This window comes from Ramlibacter sp. MMS24-I3-19, assembly GCF_050320135.1.
GTDB lineage: Bacteria > Pseudomonadota > Gammaproteobacteria > Burkholderiales > Burkholderiaceae_C > Ramlibacter.
Map to the genome: position 1 here is coordinate 87,390 of NZ_CP190017.1, position 18,044 is coordinate 105,433.

General features: G+C 68.9%; 19 protein-coding genes and 2 pseudogenes. 12 read left to right on the forward strand and 9 right to left on the reverse strand.

Features of this window, described 5'->3' with window-relative positions; genetic code table 11:
* The first annotated feature begins 59 nt into the window (after positions 1-59).
* Entirely contained in the window at positions 60-1,232 is a 1,173-nt protein-coding gene (locus tag ACPWT1_RS00480; RefSeq protein WP_427913489.1) for an alpha-hydroxy acid oxidase, read from the forward strand.
* 2 nt (positions 1,233-1,234) lie between these two features.
* A complete protein-coding gene (locus ACPWT1_RS00485) occupies positions 1,235-2,053 on the forward strand; it encodes a 2-keto-4-pentenoate hydratase (RefSeq protein WP_427913490.1) in 819 nt (272 codons plus the stop codon).
* 5 nt (positions 2,054-2,058) lie between these two features.
* On the opposite strand, the gene ACPWT1_RS00490 is transcribed toward ACPWT1_RS00485, so the two are convergent.
* Positions 2,059-2,406, reverse strand: coding sequence for a GFA family protein (locus ACPWT1_RS00490; protein ID WP_427913491.1), 348 nt, complete (start codon positions 2,404-2,406; stop codon positions 2,059-2,061).
* 104 nt (positions 2,407-2,510) lie between these two features.
* On the opposite strand from ACPWT1_RS00490, the pseudogene dinB reads away from it, so the two are divergent.
* The 3 genes and pseudogenes from dinB (at position 2,511) to ACPWT1_RS00505 (ending at position 4,722) form a co-directional block, all read left to right on the forward strand.
* Positions 2,511-3,697 (forward strand): annotated as a pseudogene (gene dinB / locus ACPWT1_RS00495) (DNA polymerase IV).
* A gap of 270 nt (positions 3,698-3,967) precedes the next feature.
* A complete protein-coding gene (locus ACPWT1_RS00500; RefSeq protein WP_427913492.1) occupies positions 3,968-4,390 on the forward strand; it encodes a hypothetical protein in 423 nt (140 codons plus the stop codon).
* Between the two features lie 32 nt (positions 4,391-4,422).
* Positions 4,423-4,722 carry a hypothetical protein gene (locus ACPWT1_RS00505; protein WP_427913493.1) on the forward strand — a complete coding sequence of 100 codons (300 nt, stop codon included), beginning with the start codon at positions 4,423-4,425 and terminating at the stop codon, positions 4,720-4,722.
* On the opposite strand, the gene queF is transcribed toward ACPWT1_RS00505, so the two are convergent.
* Genes queF through ACPWT1_RS00530 form a run of 5 tightly spaced genes read right to left on the reverse strand, consistent with a single transcriptional unit; the run spans position 4,690 to position 8,352 of the window.
* The gene (gene queF, locus ACPWT1_RS00510; RefSeq protein WP_427913494.1) at positions 4,690-5,535 is read right to left on the reverse strand and encodes an NADPH-dependent 7-cyano-7-deazaguanine reductase QueF; all 846 of its coding nucleotides are present in this window, start codon (positions 5,533-5,535) and stop codon (positions 4,690-4,692) included. The genes ACPWT1_RS00505 and queF overlap by 33 nt on opposite strands.
* Positions 5,532-6,422, reverse strand: a complete 891-nt coding sequence (locus ACPWT1_RS00515) for an alpha/beta hydrolase (RefSeq protein WP_427913495.1) — start codon at positions 6,420-6,422, stop codon at positions 5,532-5,534. The genes queF and ACPWT1_RS00515 overlap by 4 nt, the downstream gene beginning before the upstream one ends.
* 7 nt (positions 6,423-6,429) lie before the next feature.
* Positions 6,430-7,290, reverse strand: a complete 861-nt coding sequence (locus tag ACPWT1_RS00520; RefSeq protein ID WP_427913496.1) for a 2OG-Fe(II) oxygenase — start codon at positions 7,288-7,290, stop codon at positions 6,430-6,432.
* Positions 7,287-8,063: a peroxide stress protein YaaA gene (gene yaaA, locus ACPWT1_RS00525; protein ID WP_427913497.1), complete on the reverse strand. Its 777-nt coding sequence runs from the start codon at positions 8,061-8,063 to the stop codon at positions 7,287-7,289. The genes ACPWT1_RS00520 and yaaA overlap by 4 nt, the downstream gene beginning before the upstream one ends.
* Positions 8,064-8,076: 13 nt before the next feature.
* The gene (locus tag ACPWT1_RS00530) at positions 8,077-8,352 is read right to left on the reverse strand and encodes a hypothetical protein (protein ID WP_427913498.1); all 276 of its coding nucleotides are present in this window, start codon (positions 8,350-8,352) and stop codon (positions 8,077-8,079) included.
* A 59-nt stretch (positions 8,353-8,411) separates the two neighbouring features.
* Here ACPWT1_RS00530 and hemA point away from each other — a divergent pair, with 59 nt between their 5' ends.
* The 5 genes from hemA (at position 8,412) to ACPWT1_RS00555 (ending at position 13,213) form a co-directional block, all read left to right on the forward strand.
* Complete coding sequence (gene hemA / locus ACPWT1_RS00535; protein ID WP_427913499.1) at positions 8,412-9,683, forward strand: glutamyl-tRNA reductase; 1,272 nt, start codon at positions 8,412-8,414, stop codon at positions 9,681-9,683.
* Positions 9,684-9,776: 93 nt separating this feature from the next.
* Positions 9,777-10,877 (forward strand): peptide chain release factor 1, encoded by a 1,101-nt coding sequence (gene prfA / locus ACPWT1_RS00540; RefSeq protein WP_427913500.1) that lies wholly within the window; start codon positions 9,777-9,779, stop codon positions 10,875-10,877.
* Positions 10,874-11,701, forward strand: coding sequence for a peptide chain release factor N(5)-glutamine methyltransferase (gene prmC, locus ACPWT1_RS00545; protein ID WP_427913501.1), 828 nt, complete (start codon positions 10,874-10,876; stop codon positions 11,699-11,701). Before prfA ends, prmC begins: the two co-directional genes overlap by 4 nt.
* A 45-nt stretch (positions 11,702-11,746) precedes the next feature.
* The gene (gene grxD, locus ACPWT1_RS00550; RefSeq protein ID WP_427913502.1) at positions 11,747-12,082 is read left to right on the forward strand and encodes a Grx4 family monothiol glutaredoxin; all 336 of its coding nucleotides are present in this window, start codon (positions 11,747-11,749) and stop codon (positions 12,080-12,082) included.
* 132 nt (positions 12,083-12,214) lie between these two features.
* On the forward strand, positions 12,215-13,213 hold the full coding sequence (locus tag ACPWT1_RS00555; protein ID WP_427913503.1) for an AAA family ATPase: 999 nt from the start codon (positions 12,215-12,217) through the stop codon (positions 13,211-13,213).
* A gap of 19 nt (positions 13,214-13,232) precedes the next feature.
* Here ACPWT1_RS00555 and ACPWT1_RS00560 read toward each other — a convergent pair whose 3' ends face one another.
* The gene (locus ACPWT1_RS00560) at positions 13,233-13,871 is read right to left on the reverse strand and encodes a lytic transglycosylase domain-containing protein (RefSeq protein WP_427915620.1); all 639 of its coding nucleotides are present in this window, start codon (positions 13,869-13,871) and stop codon (positions 13,233-13,235) included.
* 17 nt (positions 13,872-13,888) lie between these two features.
* A complete protein-coding gene (locus ACPWT1_RS00565) occupies positions 13,889-15,634 on the reverse strand; it encodes a proline--tRNA ligase (protein ID WP_427913504.1) in 1,746 nt (581 codons plus the stop codon).
* A gap of 86 nt (positions 15,635-15,720) precedes the next feature.
* Here ACPWT1_RS00565 and ACPWT1_RS00570 point away from each other — a divergent pair, with 86 nt between their 5' ends.
* Positions 15,721-16,374 (forward strand): RNA pyrophosphohydrolase, encoded by a 654-nt coding sequence (locus tag ACPWT1_RS00570; protein ID WP_427913505.1) that lies wholly within the window; start codon positions 15,721-15,723, stop codon positions 16,372-16,374.
* A complete protein-coding gene (locus ACPWT1_RS00575) occupies positions 16,364-16,867 on the forward strand; it encodes a CNP1-like family protein (RefSeq protein ID WP_427913506.1) in 504 nt (167 codons plus the stop codon). The genes ACPWT1_RS00570 and ACPWT1_RS00575 overlap by 11 nt, the downstream gene beginning before the upstream one ends.
* Before the next feature lie 15 nt (positions 16,868-16,882).
* On the opposite strand, the pseudogene proB reads toward ACPWT1_RS00575, so the two are convergent.
* Positions 16,883-18,039 (reverse strand): annotated as a pseudogene (gene proB / locus ACPWT1_RS00580) (glutamate 5-kinase).
* Positions 18,040-18,044 lie beyond the last annotated feature (5 nt).

Here is an 18,044-nt window from a genome sequence, read left to right on the forward strand (position 1 = left end):
ACATTCATGCGGGGCGCCTTGCGGCGCCACTAACATCGGGCGACGAGAGGAGACCGTCCGTGCCCGTGACCACCAACATCGAAGACCTCCGCATCCTGGCGAAGCGTCGCGTTCCCCGCATGTTCTACGACTACGCCGATTCGGGCTCGTGGACCGAAAGCACCTACAGGGCCAACGAGGAGGACTTCAACCGCATCCTCTTCCGCCAGCGCGTGGCAGTGAACATGGAGCCGCGCAGCACGCGCACCACCATGATCGGCCAGCCGGTTGCGATGCCGGTGGCCATCGCGCCGACCGGTCTCACCGGCATGCAGCACGCGGATGGCGAGATCCTGGCCGCGCGCGCCGCGAAGAAGTTCGGCATCCCGTTCACGCTGTCGACCATGAGCGTGTGCTCGATCGAGGACGTCGCCGCCGGCACCGGCAACCACCCGTTCTGGTTCCAGCTGTACGTGATGCGCGACCGCGACTTCATCGCGCGCCTGATCGACCGCGCCAAGGCGGCCAACTGCTCCGCCCTGGTGCTCACGCTGGACCTGCAGGTCATGGGCCAGCGGCACAAGGACATCAAGAACGGCCTGTCGGTGCCGCCCAAGCCGACAGCCGCCAACATCTTCAACCTCATGACCAAGCCGCGCTGGTGCCTGGGCATGCTGGGCACCAAGCGGCGCCAGTTCGGCAACATCTTCGGCCACGTCAAGGGCATCGAGGACCTCGGCTCTCTGGCCGAATGGACCGCCAAGCAGTTCGATCCCACGCTCTCGTGGACCGACGTCGAATGGGTCAAGCAGCGCTGGGGCGGCAAGCTGATTCTCAAGGGCGTGCAGGACGTCGAGGACGCGCGACTGGCCGTGGACTCCGGTGCCGACGCCGTGATCGTCTCCAACCATGGCGGTCGCCAGCTCGATGGCGCGCCCTCCTCCATCTCGGCCCTGCCCGAGATCGTGCAGGAGGTGGGCCACCGCATCGAGGTGCACATGGACGGCGGCATCCGCTCGGGCCAGCACGTGCTGAAGGCCGTGGCGCTGGGGGCCAGGGGCACCTACATCGGCCGCGCGATGTTGTACGGCCTGGGCGCGATGGGCGAGGCGGGCGTCACGCGTGCGCTGGAGATCATTCACCGCGAGCTGGATCTCTCGATGGCGTTCTGCGGCCGGACCGACATCGGTTCGGTGGACACCGGCATCCTGCTGCCCGGCAGCTATCCCACCGGCACGCCGCGCGGGTACTGAACATGCTCGACGCCGCGACGCTGGATGCCATCGCCGACGAGGTGCGCGCCTTGCGCGACGAGGTGCGGCAGGCGCCGCCGATCACGGTGCGCCATTCCGGCTTCGGCCTCGACGATGGCTATGCCGTCGCAGCGCGCCTGCATGCGCACCGCGTGCGGTCCGGTGCCGTGCCGCGCGGTCGCAAGATTGGCTTCACCAACAGCGGCATCTGGCCCGAGTACGGCGTGCACCACCCGATCTGGGGCCACGTGTACGAGCACACGCTGCACGACGGCTCACGCGGTCCGGTGACGCTGCCGCTGGCCGGCTACTGCGAACCCAAGATCGAGCCCGAGATCGCCTTCGGGCTGCGCGCCTCACCCGTCGACGCCACCACGGAGGCCCTGCTCGCGAGCATCGAGTGGGTGGCACCCGCATTCGAGATCGTGCAGTCGCATTTCCCCGGCTGGAAGTTCCAGGCCGCGGACACGATCGCCGACGGCGGCCTGCATGGCGCGTTGGTGCTCGGGCAACGCGTGCCGATCGCCAGCCTGGGTACCGATCCAGCCGGCGTGCTGTCGACGCTGCGACTCGAACTCGCGCGCGACGGCGAGCTGGTCGAAGTGGGCCGCGGTTCGAATGTCCTGGGCGGACCGGTGGCGGCACTGGCGCACCTGGTGGATGTGCTGCGGGCGCAGGGACCGCAGGTGGCACTGCGAGCCGGCGAGGTGGTGACCACCGGGACCATCACGGCCGCTTACGCGGTGGCGCCGGGCCAGCGCTGGAGGTCCACGGCGCGCGGTGCGGGCCTTCAGCCGCTGGAGATCGCTTTCGCGCGCTGAGGCGCCTACTTCGAGCGGCCGTCGAAGTGCGTGACTGGCACGGCCTCGAGGTCGATGCCTTCCAGGCAGCGGATGTTGATCGCCCGCATCTCGTTGCCCTTGGGATCGCGGCCTTCCGCGTAGGGATGAATGCCGCAGGTACGGCAGAAGCGGTGCCTGATCAGGTGCTTGTTGAACAGGTACGTGCCCGCGTCGGCATCCGGCGTCGTCAGCGTGAACTGCGCGCTCGGCACGAACCAGAGCAGGGATCCCTTGCGCTGGCAGATCGAGCAGTTGCAGGCCATCGCCCCCGTCAACTCGCCTTCGACGTCGAAGGCCACCTGGCCGCAATGGCAGCTTCCACGGTATGTCATGTGAAGTCCTCCAGCGTCTCGTGCCCGCATTGTGGCGCGAACGCTGCGGGCCCGGCGCGACAATCGCGGGCGTGACCGCCAAGCGCCGCATCGCCCACCTGGACATGGACGCGTTCTTCGCGTCGGTGGAGCTGCTCCGGTATCCGCAGCTGAAAGGGCTGCCGGTCGTGATCGGCGGGGTCGGCGGCGGGTGGACGACATGGTGCGCGAGCGCTTCGCCGACCGGCCGCTGTCGGAGATCCCGGTCGATGCATTCCCGCTGCTGAAGGACTACGTAGGCCGGGGCGTCATCACCACCGCCACCTATCCGGCGCGCCAGTTCGGCGTGGGCTCCGCGATGGGCATGATGAAGGCGGCGCGCCTGTGTCCCCAGGCCATCGTGCTGCCGGTGGACTTCGACGAGGTGCGTCGCTTCTCGCGCACCTTCAAGGCCATCATCCGCGAGATCGCGCCCGTGGTGGAGGACCGCGGCATCGACGAGGTCTACATCGACTTCACCGACGTGCCGGGCGGCCAGCGCGAGGGCGGCCGCGTGCTGGCGCGCCTGATCCAGAAGTCGATCCTGCAGGCCACCGGCCTCACCTGCTCCATCGGCGTGGCGCCGAACAAGCTGATCGCCAAGATGGCCAGCGAGTTCGACAAGCCCAACGGAATTTCCATCGTGCACGAGGACGATCTCAAGACGCGCATCTGGCCGCTGGCGGTGCGCAAGATCAACGGCATCGGGCCCAAGGCCGAAGTCAAGCTGCACAAGCTGCACGTGATGACGATCGGCGACCTGGCGGCGCAGGACCGCGAATGGCTGATGGACAACTTCGGTCGCTCCACCGGCGCGTGGATGCACGAGGTGGCCTGGGGCCGAGACGACCGGCCCGTGGTCACCGAGAGCGAGCCCGTCTCCATGAGCCGCGAGACCACGTTCGACCGCGACCTGCATGCGGTGCGCGACCGCACCGAGCTGGGCGCCATCTTCACCGACCTGTGCGAGCGGGTCGCCGAGGATTTGCAGCGCAAGGGCTACGTCGGCAAGACCATTGGCATCAAGCTGCGCTACGACGACTTCCGCATCGCCACGCGCGACCAGACACTGGAGGCGTTCACCGACAACGCGCGCACGATCCGGCAGGTGGCGGGCCAGTGCCTCAAGCGCGTGAAGCTCGATCGCAAGCTGCGGCTGCTCGGCGTTCGCGTGGGCAAGCTCGCGCGTGCGAGCGAGCAGGTGCAGGCTGCCGCGCCCGCTGCGCCCCCGCATGCGGGCGAGCACACGCCCGACCTGTTCGGCACCGGCTGAACGCCGTCACGCTCGCGCCTGTCCTGCTGCCTCAGCGGAGGCGCGGCGACACGCGGCCCGAGCCCATTCCTACCGGGCGCGCCGGGCACAACCTACACCCCGCGCCGCGGCCCTCCCGTACCTTGGACGCAATCACCGGCCGCACCTGCGCCTGCCATGCTCCATTCCCAGAGGCTCCGACTTGCCGCCGCTCTCCTCGCGGCGACGGCCTGCGTTGTGCCAACCGCATCGTGGGGGCAGCGGACGGCTGCGCATGCAACGACGTCGCCCGTGATGGTCACGCCGGTGGTGCCGCTGGCTCCCGCCTCTGCGCAGGCCTCTTCGCAGGTGGTCGCCACCAGGGCCATGGGCGCGGCACCCGCGCCGCCCCGGCTGCTGCTCGAAGTGCTGAGGCCATCGTTCCCGCTCCGCCTGGATCCGCGTGGCGGTCTCGTGGTCGAGGGCCGCACCGCCCCGCATGCGCTGGTGCAAGCGCGCGTCGATGCAGTCCCGCCCGCGCCTGCGGGACGCACGAGCGTCGCACAACTGCTGATGGAGGAGACCGTGCAGGCCGACGCCGACGGCAACTTCCGCATCACCCTCGGGCTGCAACGCGCGATGCGAGGCACGCGTTACGAGATCGCCCTGCGCGCCACAGACGGCGCACAGAGCACCGCCGAACAGCGGCTGCTGGTGCTTCCGGTGCAAGGCTGAACCCGCGGCATCCATTCGCAAGGATCACGACCATGTCCCTGGACGAACTGCACCGCATCAAGCAATGGCACGTGGGCCATCGCCGCACGCACCCCGTGGAGACTCGCCTCTGGGACCTGATGCTGATGCTCTGGGTGGCCGGCTGCATCGGCTGGCTGCCGGTGTTCGAGTTCGGCGCGCTGTGGACCGTGCCGGTGTGCCTGCTGGCGATGTGCGCGCCCGACCTGTACACGGCCTGGCGCATTCGCGCGCACCGGTTGCATCGCGTGCGCTGCGACTGGCTCGCCGCCGCGCCGCGCTCACTGCCGCGCGGTCCGGATGTTCGGCGGTAGCGCCAGCGGATGGCTGGTGCGGAACGGGTTGATGTCCAGCCCGCCGCGTCGCGTGTAGCGCGCATAGACCGCCAGACGGGTCGGCCGGCACTGCCGGCGGATGTCCATGAAGATGCGCTCCACGCACTGCTCGTGGAATTCGTTGTGGTTGCGCAGGCTCACCAGGTAGCGCAGCAGGCCGCCCTGGTCGATTTGCGGCCCCGCGTAGCGCACCTGCACGCTGCCCCAGTCGGGCTGGCCGGTGACGAGGCAGTTGCTCTTGAGGAGATTGCTCACCAGCACTTCCTCCACCGGCTGCTCGCCCACTGCGGCGGTGAGCAGCGACGGCTCGGGCGTGTAGTGCGAGCACTCGATGTCAAGCCGGTCGAGGTTCATCCCATCCAGCTCGTGCACCTGCTCGCGGTCGAACAGCTCGGACGGCACCAGGCGCACGCCGATGCCAGCAGCGGCTGGCGCACCTCGCCACACGGCCTCGGCGATGTCGGCACGCAGCCGCGCCAGCACCTCGTCGGTCGACGCGAACCGGCTGTTGGTGAAGCTGTTGAGATAGAGCTTGAACGACTTGCTCTCGACGATGTTCGGCGTCTCGCAGGGCACCGTCACGTGCGCGATGGCGACCACGGGCTTGCCGCGCGGCGTGAGCCAGCTCAGCTCGTAGGCGGTCCACAGGTCGGCGCCGAAGAAGGGGGGCTGCGCGGCGATGCCCAGTTCCCGGCGCTTGTCCGCGCGCGGGATCGGGTACAGCAGGCTGGGGTCGTACTGGTCGCGGTACGGGGCGGGCTTGCCCAGCAGCGACTGGTCGGGCGTGTTCATCGGCTGCCAGTCTGCCGCAGATGCGCCAGCAGCACCTGCAGCACGCGTTCGACCACGCCTGGCGGCAGGTCATGGCCCATGCCATGGATGCCCACCAGCTGCGCACGCGGGATGCGCCGCGCGGTGTCCTCGCCGCAGGCATAGGGCACCAGCGGATCGTCCTTGCCATGCACCACCAGCGTGGGCACCTGCATGCCGCGGATGTCGGCGGCGCGGCGGGTGTCGGCAACGATGGCAGTCATCTGCCGCGCCGTACCCGCGCGGTTGTAGCCGCGGCGCGTGGCGGCCACCACCTGTTCGCGCAGCAATGCATCGTCGATCGGGAAGCCCGGACTGCCGATCAGGCGCCAGATCCGCATCGCGTGATCGACGATTGCCTCTTCCGAGTTGCCGGCGGGCCGCTGCATCAAGGCTCGCATCACCGGCGGCTTGGGCCCCGGCAGCCAGCGCGCACCGCTGGAACTCATGATGCTGGTGAGCGAAGCGATTCGGTCGGGTGCGTCCAGCGCCAGCCGCTGCGCAATCATCCCGCCCATGCTGAGGCCTACCAGGTGACAGGTCTCGATGCGCAGCGCGTCCAGCACGCCGCGTGTGTCGGCGGCCATGTCGCCGATGCTGTACGGCGCGCGCACGCGCAGCCCGAAGCGGTGCTTCATCGACTCCAACACCAGGTTCGGGACACCGAGCTCCGGGAAGGACTGCGACAGGCCGGCGTCGCGGTTGTCGAAGCGGACCACGCGGTAGCCGGCAGTGTGCAGGCCCTCGACGAAGGCCTTGGGCCAGGCGATCAGCTGCATGCCCAGGCCCATGACGAGCAGCACGGCGGGCCGGTGCGTCTCGCCGCTGTCCTCGACCTCGATGGAGATGCCGTTCGCCCGGACCTGCATGCGCGCGCTAGTCGAAGCGACGCTCACGCAGCCACTTGGTGGCGATCCACTTCTCGCCCGCGATCACAGGCGCGCCGCCGTGCAGCGTGCGCGTGGATGGATGCGGCTTGTCGTAGCTGAAGAACACCCCGTGCCCGCGCTTGGGAAACACCTCGAGGTGCACGTCCGGGAACGTGGTGCCGCCGCCCTTCTCGGGCTCGGCCAGGTACATCACAAGCGTGCCCACGCGCTGCCCGCCGCGCTTGAGGATGGTGGGCGTGCCCGGCTCCTTGGGATCGAAGTAGTCGTAGTGCGGCTTGTATTCGGCGCCCGGGCGGTAGTGCAGGATCTGCAGGCCCTCGCCGTTCTCCTCGGGCCAGTGCAGCAGGTGCGCGATGCGCGCCTCGATGCGCCTGACCAGGTCGTTCTCGCCGCGCTGGAAGAACATGCCGTTGCTGGTGCGGTCCTCGTTGATCTCCTCGCCGCCGGTCTTGGTGGCGACGGTGAGCGATCGCGCGAGCCGCGGACGCGCCAGTTCGATCAGCTGGTCGCATTCCTCGTCGGACAGCAGGTCGCCGAAGACGACCACGCGCGGGTTCTGCATGTTCTGCACCACGTGCACGCGCCGGTCGCCGGCATCGACGTACAGCGGCGAGTCGTCGATCTTCGGGTCGGGCACCGGCACCGAGGGCGGCAGCGCCTGCTGTCCGGACTGGCCGGCCAGGTGGTCCTTGAGCGTGGTCTCCATCGCCTCGATGGCCACGTCCTCCTGCCAGCCCGAAGCGAGCATCGAGCGCAGCACGGCTTCGGCCGCATGGCCGGCCTGGGCCTGCTCGATGATCCACTTGCGCAGTTCGGGCGTGATCTGCTGCTGGGTCTGCGTCGTCATGGCTGCATTGTGCGACGGAACACCAGCCGCTCGGGCGTGGACGCATCCGGAGCAAACCCGTAGCCCTCCAGGTCGAACGCCTCGAGCGCCACGGGCGTGCGCACCCGGTGGCGGATGGCGTAGCGGGCCATCAGGCCGCGGGCCTTCTTGGCGAAGAAACTGATGACCTTGAACTGGCCGCCCTTCCAGTCCTCGAACACGCATTCGACGACGCGGGCCCGCAGCCGGTCGAGGTCGACCGAGCGGAAGTACTCCTGCGAGGCGAGGTTCACCACGACCGGCGCCTTGTCGCCTTCCAGCCGGGCGTTCAACGCATCGGCAATGGTCGGTCCCCAGTACTGGTACAGGTTGCGGGCCTTGCCGACGACCAGGCCCGTGCCCATCTCCAGCCGGTAGGGCTGCATGCGATCCAGCGGCCGCAGCAAGCCGTACAGGCCGCTCAGGATGCACACGTGGTCCTGGGCCCAGGCGAGGTCCTTGTCCGTCAGGGTCGAGGCCTGCAGGCCGTCGTACACGTCGCCGTTGAAGGCCAGGATCGCCTGCCGCGCATTGCGCTCGTGGTGGGCGGGCGTCCATGCGCGGTAGCGTTCGACATTCAACGTCGCCAGCTTCTCGGACAGGTCCATCAGCGCCGCGACCTGCCGGGCCGACTTGCGCCGCAGCACCGCGATCAATCGCTCGGCGCGGTCCACGTAGGAGGGGTCGGTGTGCGGCAGCGGGCGCGGCGGCGTCTCGTAATCGAGCGTCTTCGCAGGCGAGAGCAGGAACAGCATCGGGATGCGCCGATCAGCGCCAGCCGCGCACGGCCAGCCACTGCAGCGTGCCGGCGACCACGACCATCGCGCCGTAGGTGGCCATCTTGCCGTCGCGGCCGAACCACCACAGGCCGGCGCCCAGCACGGTCGCGCTGGCGGCGAACACCAGCGCGACCTGGCCCCACAACGGCATGCGCCCGCGCGTCGATCGCAGCAGGAGCCAGGTGGCCAACGGCAGAGCCAGGGCGAGGAAGACGGCGGGGGCCAGGAAGCCGGCCAGGTGAAACAGGAGGTCGCTGGTGCCCATCGCAGGGACTTGATCTGGCCCAAGTGCTTGTCGGAGCGCGCGATTTTATAATCGCGGCCATGGCCGTCTGGGCATTGGGCATCAACCACACGACCGCGCCGGTGGACCTGCGCGGTCGCTTTGCGTTCGCGCTCGACCAGGTGGCGCCGACCCTCGACGCGCTGCGCCAGAACCTGGCCACGCGCCTGTCGCGGCAGCCCGAAGCGGCCATCCTGTCGACCTGCAATCGCACCGAGATCTATTGCGCCGGTCCCGAGCATGCGCTGGACCACACCGTCGACTGGCTGGCGCGTTCCGGTGGCGTGTCCACCTCGGTGCTGCGCTCGCATGCGTACACCCTGAGCGACGCCGGCGCGGCACGCCATGCGTTCCGCGTGGCCAGCGGCCTCGATTCCATGGTGCTGGGCGAGGCGCAGATCCTCGGGCAGATGAAGGACGCGGTGCGCGCTGCCGAGCAGGCCGGCGCGTTGGGCACGACCCTCAACCAGTTGTTCCAGCGCTCGTTCTCCGTTGCCAAGGAAGTGCGCAGTGCCACCGAGATCGGCGCGCATTCCATCAGCATGGCCGCGGCTGCGGTGCGCCTGGCCGGCCAGCTGTTCGAGGACCTGGGCAAGATCCGCGTCCTGTTCGTCGGCGCCGGCGAGATGATCGAGCTGGCGGCCACGCACTTCGCGGCGAAGAGCCCGGCCCGCATCGCCATCGCCAACCGCACGCTCGAACGCGGCGAGAAGCTGGCGGCCCGGTTCGGCGCCGAGGTCTTGAAGCTGTCCGACCTTCCGGGGCGGCTGCATGAATTCGACGCGGTTGTCAGTTCCACCGCCAGCCAGCTGCCCATCATCGGCCTCGGTGCCGTCGAGCGCGCGGTCAAGCTGCGCAAGCACCGCCCCATGTTCATGGTCGACCTGGCGGTGCCGCGGGACATCGAACCCGAGGTCAAGGCGCTGGAGGACGTGTACCTCTACACCGTCGACGACCTGGCGCACGTGGTGCAGACCGGCCAGGCGAATCGCCAGGCTGCGGTCGAGCAGGCCGAGGCCATCATCGACGCCGGCGTGCAGAGCTTCCTGCACTGGATGGACCAGCGCGGCGCGGTCCCGCTCATCCAGCAACTCAGTGCGCAGGCGGACGAATGGCGCGCGGCCGAACTGGCGCGCGCCCGCAAGCTGCTGGCCCGCGGCGACGATGTCGAGGCAGTGCTCGACGCCATGTCGCGCGGCCTCACGCAGAAAATGCTGCACGGCGCCATGGCCGAGCTGCACACCGGCGATGCCGAGGCGCGCGAGCGCGCCAGCGCCGCCATCCAGCACTTCTTCCTGCGCAAGGGTCGTTAGCGGCGCTCGCGCGCCGCCGTTCGACGTTGAGCGTTCAGCGTCGGGCGTGGCGGACTTGCCGCTGAACGCCCAACCCTCAACGCCCAACCTCCCTTGAAGCCCTTTCTCCGCCAACAGCTCGAGCGCTATCCGGTCCGCCTGCAGGAGCTGGACTTCTTCCTGCAGCAACCCGACGTGGTGCAGGACATGGAGCGCTTCCGCGCCCTCACCCGCGAGCACGCCGAGGTCAGCGAGGTTGCGGCCCAGTACCAGCAGCTGCGCGAGCGCGAATCGCAGCTGGCGCAGGCGCGCGAGATGCTGGCCGATCCCGAGCTGGCCGAGATGGTCCGCGACGAAGTCGCCACGCTCGAAGCCGAGTTGCCGCGGCTCGAAGACGACCTGCAGAAGCTGCTGCTGCCCAAGGACCCGGACGACGTGCGCAACACGTTCCTGGAGATCCGCGCCGGCACCGGTGGCGACGAATCCGCGCTGTTCGCCGGCGACCTGCTGCGCATGTACACCAAGTACGCCGAGCGCCAGGGCTGGCGCTGCGAGCTGGTGAGCGAGAGCCCGGGCGAAGTGGGCGGCTTCAAGGAAGTCGTGGTCCGCATCGTGGGCGACGGCGTCTACGGCAAGCTCAAGTTCGAGTCGGGCGGTCACCGCGTGCAGCGCGTGCCTGCCACGGAGACGCAGGGCCGCATCCACACCAGCGCCTGCACGGTCGCGGCCTTGCCGGAGCCCGATGAAGCGCAGGCGGTGCAGATCAACCCGGCCGACCTGCGCATCGACACCTTCCGTGCCAGTGGCGCGGGCGGGCAGCACATCAACAAGACCGACTCCGCGGTGCGCATCACGCACATCCCGACCGGCATCGTCGCCGAGTGCCAGGACGACCGCAGCCAGCACCGCAACAAGGCCAAGGCACTGCAGGTGCTGGCCGCGCGCATCCAGGAGAAGGAACGCGCGGAGCGTGCGGCCAAGGAAGCCGCCACGCGCAAGGGGCTGATCGGCAGCGGTGACCGCAGCGACCGCATCCGCACCTACAACTTCCCGCAGGGACGCGTCACCGACCACCGCATCAACCTCACGCTCTACAAGCTGACGTTCGTGATGGAAGGTGACCTCGATGAACTGGTCGAAGGCCTGCTGCTCGCGCGCAAGGCCGAGCAGCTCGAGGAGCTGGAGATCGGGCTCGGCGCGCCCGCCACCGCATGACGATCGCGCAGGCGCTGGCCGAGGCCGCGCGGCGGGGCCTGGCGCGGCTCGATGCGCAGTTGCTGTTGCTGCATGCGCTGGGTCGTGCACAGGACGATCGCGCCTGGTTGCTGGCGCATGACGATGACGCCCTGGACGCGAAGGCTCTCGGATCCTTCACGGCCTTGTGCGAGCGCCGGGCCGCAGGCGAGCCCGTCGCGTACCTCGTGGGCAACAAGGAGTTCTTCGGCCTCGGCCTGCAAGTCGATGCACGCGTGCTGGTGCCGCGCCCCGACACGGAGGTGCTGGTCGAGTGGGCGCTCGCAGTGCTGGAAGGACGCAGCTCGCCCTCGGTTGTCGACCTCGGAACCGGCAGCGGCGCGATCGCACTCGCGATCAAGCATGCGCGTGCGGATGCCAAGGTCACGGCCGTCGACGTGAGTCCAGGCGCGCTGGACGTGGCGCGGGCGAATGCGGGGCGCCTCCAGCTCGACGTGCGCTTCATCCAGGGCCGCTGGCTCGCGGCGGTGGAGGGCCGCTTCGACCTGCTGGCGAGCAACCCACCGTACGTGGCCGAGGCCGACGAGCATCTCGGCGCCCTGAAGCATGAGCCACGCATGGCGCTCGCCTCGGGCCCGGACGGCCTCGACGACATCCGGGCCATCGTCGCGCAAGCGCCCGGACACCTGGCCCCCGGCGGCTGGTTGCTGCTCGAGCATGGGTGGGACCAGGCCGCCGCCGTTCGCGGGCTGCTGTCCGCCGCCGGCTTCACTTCCGTGGCGTCCCGTCGGGACCTTGCGGGCATCGAGCGCTGCTCCGGCGGACGCTGGCCTGAACGCGGATAATTGACAGCAAGTCAGCGGCCCGCGGACCACCAAGGAGTTCTAGCAATGAGCGACGTTCAGCAACGCATCGACCAGCTGGTCAAGGGCAGCGACGTGCTGCTGTTCATGAAGGGCAGCGCGAGCTTTCCCATGTGCGGCTTCTCGGGTCGCGCGATCCAGATCCTCAAGGCCTGCGGCGTCGACCCGAAGACCGTGACCACGGTCAACGTGCTCGACGACGACGAGATCCGCCAGGGCATCAAGGACTACAGCAACTGGCCTACCATCCCGCAGCTGTACGTGAAGGGCGAGTTCATCGGCGGCTCGGACATCATGATGGAGATGTACCAGAGCGGCGAACTGCAGCAGGTGCTGGGCACCCCCGCCGGCACGCAGGGCTGATCGTCAGCAGCCGCCTCGCGCGGCTGCCAAGCTGTTCGGCATTTTGCTGACAGCTGCACGCGGCTGGGGCCGCACGCGGTTGAACTCAGGCACTCCTTATGCTGGAATGAACCAGCCGTTCAAGGAGAGTGCATGGATAGCCGCAGTCTGGTGCCCCATCAACCATCCTCGTTCAAGCTTCCCATCGCGAACCTGCGCCACGTGTTCCGGCCGCACGACGTGGAGCGGAAGCTGGCCAAGCTGCCCAGCAAGGACCACGAGAACCTGCGCACGACCTACGAGCGCATGCTCGAGCGCGGTCCCGAGCGGTTCCAGGTCAAGCCCAGCGGTGTCCCTGACATGTCGGCGCTGTACGAGCAGTTGCCCAACTTCATCGACGCGCTCGATGACGTCAAGCGCCATGTGGCCCTGTCGCAGGACTCGCGCGATGGCCTCGAGGTCACGCCGATGCTCCTGCTGGGGCCCCCCGGCATCGGCAAGACCCACTTCGCCCGCAAGCTCGCAGACCTGCTGGGCACCGGCATGAGCCTGGTTCCCATGAGCTCCATGACCGCGGGCTGGCTGCTCTCGGGCGCGTCGTCCCAATGGAAGGGCGCCAAGCCGGGCAAGGTGTTCGAGGCCATCGTCGACGGCCAGTACGCCAACCCGGTGATCGTCGTCGACGAGATCGACAAGGCCGCCGCCGATGCGCAGTACGACCCGCTGGGCGCGCTGTACGGGCTGCTGGAGCACGACACCGCCGGCAGCTTCATGGACGAATTCGCCGAGGTGGCCATCGACGCCAGCCAGGTGATCTGGATCATGACGGCCAACGACGAGCGCTGCATTCCCGAGCCGATCCTCAATCGCATGAACGTGTTCGAGATCGAGCCGCCGTCGCTGGAGGCCGCGCGCCAGATCGCGCGCAACCTGTACCGCTCGATCCGCGACGAGCACGGGTGGGGCAGCCGCTTCGCGCCCGAGCCCGGCGACGACGTGCTGGACGTGCTGGCCGAACTGGCGCCGCGCGAGATGCGGCGCTCGCTGATGACCGGGTTCGGCAACGCGCGCCTCGACCAGCGCAGCGACATCGCCGTCGACGACCTGCCCAAGGCCGGCTCGGCCAAGGGGAGGATGGGATTCATCCAGTAGGGCTGCGCGCCCCGCGCACCTAGGACCCGCCGCCGCGCAGCGCCTCGGCGTCCTTCGGCGGCCCCGGGTCGTCCCACTGCCACTGCCTGCCGGCGGCGAGTACCGCCTTGGGGTACGGGGCCTGGCCGCGGCTGCCGTTGTAGCGGCCGAGTGCCATGAACAGGTCGCCGCGTTCGCGCTGCAGGTAGTGGCGCAGGATCACGCAGCCGAAGCGCAGGTTGGTCTGCATGTGGAACAACTTGCCCGCATCGCCGTCGCCGATCTGGCGGCTCCAGAACGGCATCACCTGCATGTAGCCGCGCGCGCCCACCGGGCTCACCGCGAACTTGCGAAACCCGCTCTCCACCTGGATCAGGCCGAGCACCAGCCCGGTGTCGAGGCCCGCGCGGCGCGACTCGTACCAGACCGTCTGCAGGAATTCCTTGCGCTCCTGCCAGTCGACCTGGCGTCGCGAAAGACGCGGCGACATCGCGCCGAGCCAGCGCAGATAGGCGAGCCGATCCTCGGTGCTGGCGAAGTGCGGAACCGGAGGCGCCGAGTTGGCGATGGCCGAACTCAAGGCCGTGCGCACGGCGTCGGCGAGCGGCTCCTCGACCTGCGCGCCGGCGCGCGCGGGCGCAATGCGCAGGGATGCCAGCGCGGCCACCGCCGCTGGCATCCACGCACGCCGGGAGATCACGCGGCCAGGCGGCCGCGCAGGAAGCTGGCGATCTCGGCCACCGGCACCTTGGTGGCCGCGGTGACGCGCCGGTGCTGGTACTCGAGCTGCCCCTCCTTGAGGCCGCGGTCGGACACGACCACGCGGTGCGGGACGCCGATCAATTCCCAGTCGGCGAACATCGCGCCCGGGCGCTCGCCACGGTCGTCGAGCATGACGTCGACGCCGGCCGCCGCGAGGTCGTCGTGCAGCTTCTCAGCCGCCGCCTTGACCTCGGCGCTGCGGTCCATCCCGATCGGGCAGACGACCACGGTGAACGGCGCGATGGCGTCGGGCCAGATGATTCCGCGCTCGTCGTTGTTCTGCTCGATGGCCGCGGCCGGCAGGCGCGTGATGCCGATGCCGTAGCAGCCCATCTCCATCAGCTGGGGCTTGCCCGCCTCGTCGAGGAACGTGGCATTCATCGGCGCGCTGTACTTGGTGCCCAGATAGAAGATGTGGCCGATCTCGATGCCGCGCTCGATGGCCAGCGGGCCCTTGCCGTCCGGCGACGGGTCGCCTTCGACGACGTTGCGCAGGTCGGCAATCGCGTCGGGCTCCGGCAGGTCGCGGCCCCAGTTGACGCCGGTGATGTGGAAGCCCTCGTCGTTGGCGCCGCAGATCCAGTCGGCCATCACGGCCACGTCGCGGTCGGCCACAACTTTCACCGGCTTCTTCAGCCCGATCGGGCCCAGGTAGCCGGGCGGTGTCCCGAAGTGCTCGAGGATCTCGGCGGTGGTGGCGAAGCGGAAGCCCGCGTCCAGGCCGGCCACCTTGCCGACCTTGATCTCGTTCATGTCGTGGTCGCCGCGCAGCAGAAGCAGCCACACCTGCGACTTCACCACTTCGCCGGCTTCGTTCACCTGGTCGGTCGCCAGCACGAGCGACTTCACCGTCGTCTTCAGCGGCACCTTCAGGAGTTCGGCGACTTCGCCGCAGGTGCTCTTGCCGGGCGTGGGCACCTTTTCCATCCGGTGCTGCGCAGCGGGACGCGCGGCCGTCGGCGCGAGGGCCTCGGCCTTCTCCATGTTGGCCGCGTAATCGCTCTGCGGGCAGTACACGATCGCGTCTTCACCGGTGGCGGCGATGACCTGGAATTCCTCGGACAGATCACCGCCGATGGCGCCGCTGTCCGCCGCCACCGCGCGGTAGCGCAGGCCGAAGCGGTCGAAGATGGCGCGATATGCCTTGGCCATCGTGGCGTAGCTGGCCTTGGCCGCGGCAGGATCGCGGTCGAAGCTGTACGCGTCCTTCATGATGAATTCGCGGCTGCGCATCACGCCGAAGCGGGGACGACGCTCGTCGCGGAACTTGGTCTGGATGTGGTACAGGTTGCGCGGCAGCTGCTTGTAGCTGCGCAACTCCTGCCTCGCAACATCGGTGACCACTTCCTCGCTGGTGGGCTGCACGATGAAGTCGCGATCGTGGCGATCCTTCACGCGCATCAACTCGGGGCCCATCGTGTTCCAGCGGCGGGTTTCCTGCCAGTACTCGGCCGGCTGGATCACCGGCATCAGCAGTTCGACGGCGCCGGCGCGGTTCATCTCCTGGCGCACGATGCCCTCGATCTTGCGCACCACGCGCAGTCCCATCGGCATCCATGTGTAGATGCCGGCGCCCAGCTTCTTGACCATGCCCGCGCGCATCATCAACTTGTGGCTCACCACCTCGGCATCGGCGGGCGCTTCCTTGAGCGTGGAGATCAGGAACTGGGAGGCTTTCATCGGGGGAAAGGAGGACGGCTGAGCTCTTGGCGTGCACGCGAGGCGGCGTGCATAATGGACTCAGTTCACAAGTTTGGGGTTTGATTATGCTTGACCGGGACGGCTTCAGGCCCAACGTCGGCATCATCCTGCTCAATCAGAAAAACCAGGTGTTCTGGGGCAAGCGGATCCGCACCCACAGCTGGCAATTTCCGCAAGGCGGGATCGATCGCGGAGAGACGCCCGAACAGGCGATGTTCCGCGAACTGCACGAGGAAGTCGGGCTCAAGCCCGAGCACGTGCGCATCATCGCGCGCACTCGCGACTGGCTGCGCTACGAAGTCCCCGATCGCTACATCCGCCGCGATGCGCGCGGCCACTACAAGGGCCAGAAGCAGATCTGGTACCTGCTGCAGCTCACGGGCCAGGACTGGAACCTGAACCTGCGCGCCACCAACCATCCCGAGTTCGACGCCTGGCGCTGGAACGATTACTGGGTGCCGCTGGACGTGGTGGTCGAATTCAAGCGCGGCGTGTACGAAATGGCGCTGACCGAGCTCGCCCGCTTCGTGCCGCGCCACGACCATCGCAACCGCTACCTGCGCAGCGGCATGCGCTCCCGCGATCAGGGTCACCACGACCAGCCGGCCGACGGCCACCCGCCAGCTTCGCTGGAACTGCCCCCCGGCGCGACGTTCGAGCCCGATCCGCAAGCCAGCCTGAATGCGGCGCGGCGCGAAGAAGGCAACCGTGCTCCGTAAGATCGCGGGCTGGTTGCTCGCAATGGCCTGCACCTGCGCCGCGGCGCAGGTGATCCCGTCGACGGCCGACTGGCAGGAAGGTGAAGCCCCGCCACCGCCGGCGCTCAAGCTGCAGGGCCTCGTTCCCGTCGAGGTGGGTCGCGGCTCCGAACTGCGCTGGGGCGTCGATCCCGCGTCGATCCGCATCGGCCCCGATCGCGTCGTGCGCTATGTCGTCATCGGCCAAGGTCAAGGCGGCGCCGTGAACGCGTACTACGAAGGCCTGCGCTGCGACACGGCCGAAGTGCGCGTCTATGCACGGCATGCGCGCGACGGCGACTGGACGCCCACGACGCAGGGCTGGAAGTCGCTGCAGGACCCGTCCGCCCGGCACAGCCTGGTGGTGGCCCGCACCGGCGCCTGCCTGGGACAAGCGCCCAATCGCTCGTCCGACCAGATCGCTCGCGACCTGGCGCAAGCGCCCAACTACCGGTTCCTGAACGAAGCGCGCTGACTCGCCGCCGCGACGCTAGCGCGTCACGACGAGATTGGTGCGATGGATCATCTCGGGCTCGGCCATGTAGCCGAGCAGGCGCTCGATGTCCGCGGATGCCTTGCGGCACAACAGGCGCGCCTCGGCACTCGCGTAGTTGGCGAGGCCGCGCGCGATCTCGCGTCCGGTGGTGTCGCGCACCGCGATCACGTCGCCGCGCGAGAACTCCCCGTCGACACCAGTCATCCCGATCGGCAGCAGGCTCTTGCCCTCGCCCACCAGCTTGGCGGCCGCGCCGTCGTCGACGAGCACGGCGCCGCGCAACTGCAGGTGGTCCGCCATCCAGCGCTTGCGCGCCTGGCTCTTCTGCGTGGGCGCCACCAGCAGCGTGCCGATGGCTTCGCCGCGGGACAGCCGCAGCAGCGCGTCGCGCTCGCGACCCAGGCGATGACCGTCGAAGCGCCCGAGCGAGCCGCGCGCGACGCAGCGAGGATCTTGGTGATCATGCCGCCCTTGCCCAGGCTGGAGCCCGCGCCGCCGGCCATGGCTTCGAGCGCCGGATCGCCGGCGCGGCCGACGTGCACGAACTGCGCCGCCGGGTCCTTGCGCGGATCCGCGGTGTACAGACCCTTCTGGTCCGTGAGGATCACCAGCACGTCGGCCTCGACCAGGTTGGCCACCAGCGCACCGAGCGTGTCGTTGTCGCCGAACTTGATCTCGTCGTTGACGACCGTGTCGTTCTCGTTGATGACCGGCAGCACCTGCAGCGACAGCAGCGTCTGCAGGGTGGACCGCGCATTGAGGTAGCGCTCGCGATCGGCAAGGTCCGCGTGCGTGAGCAGCACCTGCGCCGAACGCAAGCCGTTCTCGCGCAGCTTGGTCTCGTACATCTGGGCCAGGCCCATCTGGCCGACCGCGGCTGCCGCCTGCAGCTCGTTGATCTCCTGCGGGCGCGTCGTCCAGCCGAGGCGCTTCATGCCCTCGGCGATGGCGCCGCTGGAGACCATGATCAGTTCACGGCCGTCGCGCGCCAGCAGTGCGAGCTGGCGGCACCATTCGCCGATGGCCGCCTCGTCGAGGCCGCGGCCCTCGTTGGTCACAAGGCTCGATCCGACCTTGACCACGATGCGCTTTGCACCGCGCAGCAGGTTCTGCTGGTCGGCGTTCAGGGGCGTGGCCACTGCGGCGGTCATGCCGG